Annotated in this window: 8 protein-coding genes; 5 read left to right on the top strand and 3 right to left on the bottom strand. The window is 72.3% G+C overall.

Annotated elements, in window-relative coordinates:
- A partial coding sequence (locus QZ749_RS23355) for an IS1595 family transposase (protein WP_296952197.1) occupies nt 1–687 on the top strand: 687 nt, incomplete at its 5' end.
- 127 nt (nt 688–814) lie between these two features.
- Entirely contained in the window at nt 815–1,555 is a 741-nt protein-coding gene (locus QZ749_RS23350; protein ID WP_296952195.1) for a DUF4142 domain-containing protein, read from the top strand.
- 75 nt (nt 1,556–1,630) lie between these two features.
- Here the strand turns inward: QZ749_RS23350 and QZ749_RS23345 are convergent, their stop codons facing one another.
- Nucleotides 1,631–2,152 carry an FMN-binding negative transcriptional regulator gene (locus tag QZ749_RS23345; protein ID WP_296952193.1) on the bottom strand — a complete coding sequence of 174 codons (522 nt, stop codon included), beginning with the start codon at nt 2,150–2,152 and terminating at the stop codon, nt 1,631–1,633.
- A 121-nt stretch (nt 2,153–2,273) separates the two neighbouring features.
- Between QZ749_RS23345 and QZ749_RS23340 the strand changes: the two genes are divergently transcribed.
- The gene (locus tag QZ749_RS23340; RefSeq protein ID WP_296952190.1) at nt 2,274–3,764 is read left to right on the top strand and encodes a PLP-dependent aminotransferase family protein; all 1,491 of its coding nucleotides are present in this window, start codon (nt 2,274–2,276) and stop codon (nt 3,762–3,764) included.
- A gap of 118 nt (nt 3,765–3,882) precedes the next feature.
- On the opposite strand, the gene QZ749_RS23335 is transcribed toward QZ749_RS23340, so the two are convergent.
- Entirely contained in the window at nt 3,883–4,239 is a 357-nt protein-coding gene (locus QZ749_RS23335) for a cytochrome c family protein (RefSeq protein WP_296952188.1), read from the bottom strand.
- Nucleotides 4,236–4,802 carry a cytochrome c gene (locus tag QZ749_RS23330; RefSeq protein ID WP_296952185.1) on the bottom strand — a complete coding sequence of 189 codons (567 nt, stop codon included), beginning with the start codon at nt 4,800–4,802 and terminating at the stop codon, nt 4,236–4,238. The genes QZ749_RS23335 and QZ749_RS23330 overlap by 4 nt, the downstream gene beginning before the upstream one ends.
- Nucleotides 4,803–4,886: 84 nt before the next feature.
- Here QZ749_RS23330 and QZ749_RS23325 point away from each other — a divergent pair, with 84 nt between their 5' ends.
- Together QZ749_RS23325 and QZ749_RS23320 are read left to right on the top strand one after the other, a co-directional pair.
- Complete coding sequence (locus QZ749_RS23325) at nt 4,887–5,297, top strand: cytochrome c family protein (RefSeq protein WP_296952182.1); 411 nt, start codon at nt 4,887–4,889, stop codon at nt 5,295–5,297.
- Complete coding sequence (locus tag QZ749_RS23320; RefSeq protein WP_296952180.1) at nt 5,294–6,235, top strand: c-type cytochrome; 942 nt, start codon at nt 5,294–5,296, stop codon at nt 6,233–6,235. Before QZ749_RS23325 ends, QZ749_RS23320 begins: the two co-directional genes overlap by 4 nt.
- Nucleotides 6,236–6,243 lie beyond the last annotated feature (8 nt).

Genomic DNA, 6,243 nt, shown 5'->3' with positions numbered 1-6,243 from the left:
ACCGTGCGCGACGCCGCGGCGGTCACCGGCGTGCACCGCACCACCAGTTTTCGGTGGCGTCACCGCTTCATTCCGGGCGCCATGCACGAACGTGCGCCGACGCTGTCGACCATCGTCGAGGCGGACGAGACCTACCTGCTCGAATCGCAGAAGGGATCGCGCACGCTGGACCGCCCGGCGCGCAAGCGTGGCGGCGTCGCCAGGCGCCGCGGCATCAACCGCGACCATGCGTGCCTGCTGGTGGCGCGCGATCGCAGCGGACAAACGCTCGATTTCCATACCGGGCGCGGGCCGGTGACGGCGGCGCAGCTGGAACGCTGCCTGCGGCCCGTGCTGGCGCCGGATGTGCTGCTGGTCAGCGATGCGGCGCAAGCCTACAAGACCTTTGCCGCCAGGGCGGGCATCACGCACGAGGCGGTCAACCTGCGGGCGGGCATCCGCACGCGCGGCGCGATCCACCTGCAGAACGTGAATGGCTGGCACAGCCGTTTCAAGACCTGGCTGCTGCGCTTTCGCGGCGTGGCCAGCCGCTACCTGATCGACTACTCGGGCTGGCAGCGGGTGCTGGACGACAAACGGCTGACGACGCCGGCGCTGCTGCTGCGGGCCGCGGTCCAGTTCGGCAAGCGGCCGGACGGCGGCGCCCCTCATTCACTAACGCGAACAGCGCCTTTTTTTTCGTCGTAGTTTCCTGTCGGCTAACGTGCGCTAGAGGCGGCAACCCGGCGATACACTGACCAGCATCGTTGTCAATTGAACACGAGATCGGCATGCGCCTGCCGGCCCATGCCCCTTCACAGACCAGGAGAATGAGATGCAAAAGAATAAGACCTTGAAATCCCTGTTGGCCGTCTCGGCCGTGGCCGCCATGTTCAGCGCCGTCGGCGTGCACGCCCAGGTAGCGACCGGTTCCAGCCCGAGCCAGACCGGCACCTCCAGCACCCATCCGAACACGGCCGGCAAGACGACCAAGGACGGCACCATCGACAACACCAACAGCACCGGCATGGAAAACCGCGTGAACCAGGTGGGCGAGAAGGGTGCGATGGGCGCGAGCGGCGCGGGCCAGACCGCGGCCGGCACCGCCGCCGGCGCCAAGCTCGCCGCCGGCGACCAGGCGATCCTGAAGGACATGGCGATGGCCGACATGGCCGAGATCGAAGGCGGCAAGATGGCCCAGAGCAAGGGCCAGAGCGCCGAAGTGAAGGCCTTCGGCCAGCAGATGATCGACGACCACACCGCCAACCTGAACGAAGTCAAGGCGCTGGCCCAGGCGCGCGGCGTGACGCTGCCGACCGAGCCGGACGCCAAGCACAAGGCGATGGCCGCCAAGCTGGAAAAGATGAGCGGCGACGCCTTCGACAAGGCCTACATGAAGCAGGCCGGCGTGCAGGACCACAAGACCGTCCACGCCAAGCTGGTCGCCGCCTCCAAGAAGGCCAAGGATCCGGAAGTGAAGGCGCTGGTCGACAAGACCGAGCCGGTGGTGGCGCAACACCTGAAGTCGGCCCAGCAGATGCCGGCGCCCAAGGCGGGGACGTCGTCGGGCAAGTAATCCGAGGGGGCGGCGCCCGGCGTCGCGCCTGGGCGCCGCCCCCGGTGGCCAGCCGCAGCGTGGCCGCCGCCCGCGTCACCGCTTGAACTTCCCTTCGATCCTCTCGATCGCGATCTCGATCCCCACCGTCGCCCGCAGCAGCCTGTCGATATGGTCCTGCGGCGCGTCGGCGATCTGCCATCCCCGCGCGCCCTCGTGGCGCCGCGTGGCTGCCTCCATGTGCGCCAGCAGCCAGGCGCGGTCGTCGACCGCGCGCAGCCTGCCGTGCACGTGCACCACCGCGTAGTTCCAGGTCGGCACCACGCGTCCGTCCAGCTTGCGCAAGTCGTGGGACAGCGGCGACGCATAACCGTGCGCGCCGCGGAACAGCACCAGCACGCCGGCGCCGTCGGCGCGCCACAGCGGATTGGCGCGCGCCACGTGGGCGCGCAGCAGGCCGTGCGGCGCGCCCGGGCCGGCCGGCACGAGCTGGAACGGCAGGTGGTCGGCGTCGAGGCCGTCCGCGCCGGCGCGCACCAGCGCGCCCAGCGGGTTGCCGTCGACCAGCGCATGCAGCACGTCCAGGCGCGGCGCGGCGAAACGGTCCGGTACGTACATCGGTGGATCCTTTCATGGTGGTGTGAAACCGCCATGCTGGGGCAGGCGATGGCTTGCTCAAATAGCCAATCCGCGCGAAGATGGACGGTCCAATCGCCGCCTGAGCGCTACTTCCCGCCCGATGCACGTCCACGACATCCTCGCCGCCGCGCCGCTCGCGCGCTCTGCCGGCACGCCGCTGTTCCGGCAGCTCTATGCGCACCTGAAGGCGGCCATCCTCGACGGCCGCCTCGGCGCCGCGGTGCGCCTGCCGGCCACGCGCACGGTGTGCCGGCAACTGGGGGTGTCGCGCCAGACCGTGCAGGCGGCCTACGAGCAGCTGATGGCCGAAGGCTACCTGGAAGGCGCGGTCGGGAAGGGCACCTTCGTCAGCGCGGCGCTGCCGGCGCCGGTGCAGGCGCCGCCGCTGCAGCCGCTGCCCGAGCTGGCGCGCCCGTTGTCCGCGCGCGGCGCCGTGCTGGCGGCGGGCATGGCGCGCATCCGCCACCACGACGGCGCGCCGCGCACCTTCCGCACCAGCATGCCGGGGCTGGACCTGTTCCCGTTCGACGTCTGGCGCAAGCTGGAAGCGCATCACTGGCGCCGTTCGACGGCCGGCCTGGGCTATGCGGACGGCGCCGGCCACGCCCCGCTGCGCGCGCTGTTGTGCGCCTACCTGCAGGCGTCGCGTGGCGTGCGCTGCAGTCCGGAGCAGGTGGTGATCACGTCCGGCTCGCAGCAGGCGCTGTTCCTGCTGGCCCAGCTGCTGCTGGCGCCGGGCGACGGCGTCTGGATCGAGTCGCCCGGCTACCAGGGCGCGGTGGCGGCGTTCGCGGCGGCCGGGGCGCGCGTCTGCCCGGTACCGGTCGACGCCGAGGGCATGGACGTGGCCCATGCCGCGGCGCGCTTCCCGGACGCCCGGCTGGCCTTCGCCACGCCGTCGCACCAGCTGCCGCTGGGCGCGACCATGAGCCTGCGGCGCCGCCTTGAGCTGCTGCGCTGGGCGGAGGCGGCGGGCGCCTGGATCGTCGAGGACGACTACGACAGCGAATACCGCCATACCGGGCCGCCGCTGGCGTCGCTGCAAAGCCTGGACCGCACTGGCTGCGTGGTCTACGTCGGCACGCTGTCCAAGGTGATGTTCCCCGGCCTGCGCCTGGGCTACGTGGTGGCGCCGCCGGCGCTGGCCGCCGCGCTGGCGCGCGCCCGCGCGGCGGTCGACCGCCACAGCCCGTTCGTCGCGCAGGCGGCGCTGGCCGACTTCATCGCGCAGGGCCACTTCGCGCGCCACGTGCGGCGCACGCGCGCGGCCTATGGCGAGCGGCGCGTGGCGCTGCTGGACGCGCTCGCGGCGCGCCTGGGCGGGCGGCTGCGCTGCGGTCCGGCGGACGCGGGACTGGACCTGTGCGTGCATTTCACCGACGGCCTGGACGAAGACACGGCCGCGCGCCGCGCGCACGCCGCCGGCGTGGACGTGCGCCCGCTGGGGTATTTCGCGAATCCGCAGGCCGGCCCGGAATGCGCGGCCGCGCCCGGGCTGCTGCTCGGCTTCTCGGCGTTCCGGCCGGACGAGATCCGCGCCGGGGTGGACGTGCTGGCGCGGGCGCTGGAGGGCCGGGGCCTACCCGGCTGAAACAGGATCGTCGACAGCAAGCCCGTCGCGCCGGCGCGAGGCTGGGGGCCAATGCGCACGCCGCACGGCCGCGTCTGGAAACGGGATCCCGGCCTGCGCCGGGACGACGGTCTTGCCGCTAGCGTCCCAGCAGGTAGGCGCTCATGTCGAGCGCATCCTTCTCGCTCACGCCCATGTTCGGCATCGCCGTGTGCGGATCGACCGACTGCGGGTCGCGGATCCAGCGCACCAGGTTGGCCTGGTCGTTCGGCAGCGTGCCGGCGATGAAGCGGCGCCTGCCCAGGTCGTCGAGCGGGCGGCCGACGTAGATCCGCGAGCCCGTCACGCCAGGGATGATGTGGCAGGCCTGGCAGGCGTACTGGCTCAGCGCCAGCTTGCCGGCCTCCGGATCGCCCAGCACGCCCGCGGGCGGCTTGCGGCCGTTGCCGCAGCCGGACAGCAGCAGGGCCAGGACCAGCAGCACGATGCGCGTCATCGTCCATCCTCCCCGTGTTGCGCCCCGGCCGGGGGCGCGGCCGTGACGGCGCGGTAGTCCTGCGCGCTCATGGCCGGCAGCGTCTTGATGAAGGCCACCGTGGCCCAGATGTCGGCATCGTCCAGGTGGTATTCCCAGGCCGGCATGCCGCTCATCTTGATGCCGTGGCGCGTGATCCAGTACAGCTCGCGGTCCCGCCAGTGCGTGCCGGCGTCGACCAGCGGTCCCGGCACCGGCTGCATGCTCATGCCGATCGGCGACTGCGCGAAGCCCGGACCGCCGTGGCATTGCGCGCAGTTGTCGCGGTAGACCGCCGCCCCGCGCAGCACCTGGTCGCGCCCGCCCAGCGGCGGCACCGCCACGTCGCGCGCGTGGTGCCGCACCGAATACTGCATGCCCTTTTCGAGCAGGCTGTAGACCGTCTGGAAGTGGTGCTTGGTCGCGCCCACGTAGTACCAGCCGCCGAAGAGCACGACCAGGCCGCCGGCGGCGCCGACGGCGGCCGCGCACAGCAGCGTCAGGATGGCGGTCTTGGCGACCAGGCGGGTGCGGTTGGCGGGCATCGACGGTTGGCGAAACGTATCGTGTTAAAAAAAATACATCGTTTGCATTATTATAAAAGTCATCCGCATATCGTGAATTCAACCGTGCCCGACATCGACCCACCTGCCGCCATCCGCTCCCGCCTGCCTGCCGGCGTCCGCCTCCTGGCCGCGGCGGCATGCCTGGCCGCGGCCGCCGGTTGCGACGACCGCGGCCAGGCCGTGCGCGTGCAGGGCGGCGACGTGGAGGCCGGCAGGCGCCTCGTCGCCCAGTACCAGTGCGGCGCCTGCCATGCGATTCCCGGCGTGCCCGCCGCCACCGGCGACGCCGGGCCGTCGCTGGCCGTGGTCGGCCGCCTGAGCTACATCGCCGGCGGCATCCCCAACCAGCCCGCGCGCATGATCGCCTTCCTGCGCGACCCGCCCGCGCTCAAGCCGGGCACCCCGATGCCGGCGCTGGGCCTGACGGAACAGGAGGCGCGCCACATGGCGGCCTACCTGTACACGCTGCGATGACTGCGCCGGCCGAGGGCACGCTGCAGTCGGTCCTGCATCCGGCCGGATGGGACGCCGCCATCATCGGCCAGTTCGCCTGGGTGATGTTCGCGGCCGCCGCGCTCATCTTCGCCGCCGTGATGGCGCTGCTGGCGCTGAGCCTGCGCCGGCACGCGCAGCCGCTGCGCCCCATGCTGTGGATCGCCGGCGGGGGCATCGCGTTCCCGGTCGTCGTCCTGAGCGCGCTGCTGGCCTGGAGCACCTGGCGCAGCGCCCAGCTCACGCCGCAAAGCTCGAGCCAGGCGCTGACCATCTCCGTCACCGCCAAGATGTGGTGGTGGGAAGTGCGCTACCGCGATCCCGACAGCGGGCGCGAGATCGTCGCCGCCAACGAGATCCACGTGCCGGTCGGCCAGCCCGTCTACGTCGGCCTGAACTCGGCCGACGTGATCCACAGCCTGTGGGTGCCGGCGCTGGCGGGCAAGCGCGACATGATTCCCGGCCGCGTCACCGGCCTGACGCTGCGCGCCGACCGGCCCGGCGTCTACCGCGGCCAGTGCGCGGAATACTGCGGCGCCCAGCACGCGCGCATGGCGCTGCACGTGGTGGCCCTGGCGCCCGAGGCGTTCCGGGCCTGGCTGGCGCGCCAGGCGCTGCCGGCCGCCGCGCCGGCGACGGCGCTGCACGAACGCGGGCGCGCGGCGTTCCTGGAACAGCGCTGCCAGTCCTGCCACACGATCCGCGGCGTGGCCGAGACGGCGCGCCTGGGCCCCGACCTGACCCATGTCGGCAGCCGCCGCCAGATCGGCGCCGGCGTGCTGCGCACCCACGAGGGCACGCTGGCCGGCTGGATCGCCGACCCGCAGGCCGTCAAGCCCGGCGTGTTCATGCCGGCGGCGTCCGGCATCGACGGCGAATCGCTGCGCGCGCTGGCGGCCTATCTCGCGCACCTGAAGTGAAACGGCCC

Source organism: uncultured Massilia sp. (assembly GCF_913773735.1).
Lineage (GTDB): Bacteria > Pseudomonadota > Gammaproteobacteria > Burkholderiales > Burkholderiaceae_D > Telluria.
Note: the sequence above shows the minus strand (reverse complement) of the source record. Positions and strands in the feature narration are given on the sequence as shown.

Excerpts from the sequence above, each read along its gene's own strand:
- QZ749_RS23350 (WP_296952195.1), top strand. The coding sequence starts at position 815 with ATGCAAAAGAATAAGACCTTGAAATCCCTGTTGGCCGTCTCGGCCGTG.
- QZ749_RS23345 (WP_296952193.1), bottom strand. The coding sequence starts at position 2,152 with ATGTACGTACCGGACCGTTTCGCCGCGCCGCGCCTGGACGTGCTGCAT.
- QZ749_RS23340 (WP_296952190.1), top strand. The coding sequence starts at position 2,274 with ATGCACGTCCACGACATCCTCGCCGCCGCGCCGCTCGCGCGCTCTGCC.
- QZ749_RS23335 (WP_296952188.1), bottom strand. The coding sequence starts at position 4,239 with ATGACGCGCATCGTGCTGCTGGTCCTGGCCCTGCTGCTGTCCGGCTGC.
- QZ749_RS23330 (WP_296952185.1), bottom strand. The coding sequence starts at position 4,802 with ATGCCCGCCAACCGCACCCGCCTGGTCGCCAAGACCGCCATCCTGACG.
- QZ749_RS23320 (WP_296952180.1), top strand. The coding sequence starts at position 5,294 with ATGACTGCGCCGGCCGAGGGCACGCTGCAGTCGGTCCTGCATCCGGCC.